The organism is Sporosarcina sp. USHLN248 (assembly GCF_037144575.1).
In the GTDB taxonomy this organism is placed as follows: Bacteria; Bacillota; Bacilli; order Bacillales_A; family Planococcaceae; genus Sporosarcina; species Sporosarcina contaminans.
Window position 1 is genome coordinate 1 of record NZ_JBBCZC010000103.1, and the last position, 726, is coordinate 726.

The 726-nt window shown below is 40.4% G+C and carries 1 protein-coding gene; it reads left to right on the plus strand.

Annotation, left to right across the window (positions count from 1 at the left end):
* Positions 1–726, plus strand: a 726-nt coding sequence (locus tag WFH04_RS18105) for a transposase (RefSeq protein WP_336825717.1), incomplete at both ends; no start/stop codon positions are given.

The following is a 726-nucleotide window of genomic DNA, read 5'->3' on the forward strand; positions in this document are numbered from 1 at the left end:
TTCGTATGGAAGAAATCTGTCGATAAATTTCACCAGAGTTTAGTTGAAAAGTCCAATCAGCTTTATAATGAACTACTTGAAAAAGAAATTATGCCAGAAATCGAACGGGAAGCCGAAGAAGATTTATCACCGGAAGAACTCGCTCAAATGGTTCAAAAAGTGGACGAAGTGATTTCGGATTATGATAAAAAAATCGAAGAATCGCCGGATGCCAAGGATCGAATCGCTTTGAGGAGTGAACGGAAATTTCCAAAGCAGGCACGCAAAAAACTACTCGATTTCATCATGCGAAAACTGAAGTACCAGAAGGACTTCGAAATATTCGGCACAAGAAACAGCTATTCGAAAACGGATCATGATGCGACGTTCATGCGAATGAAAGATGACTATATGAAGAATGGGCAATTGAAAGCAGGTTATAACGTACAAGTTGCGACTGAAGGTCAATATGCCCTTGCCTACAGTTTATTTTCGAATCCAACAGACACACGTACATTAATCCCCTTCCTAGACATAATCGAGCAGGATTATTTTGAATTACCGAAGCACATTGTCGCAGACGCGGGATACGGCAGTGAACAGAATTATGACGACATCCTCTCGAACCGGAAACGGGAGGCTTTAATCACGTATGGAATGTACATAAAAGAACAAGAGAAGAAATACAAACAGAACAAGTTCAACGCAGCAAACTGGCAGTATGATGAAGAGAATGATGTCTATACA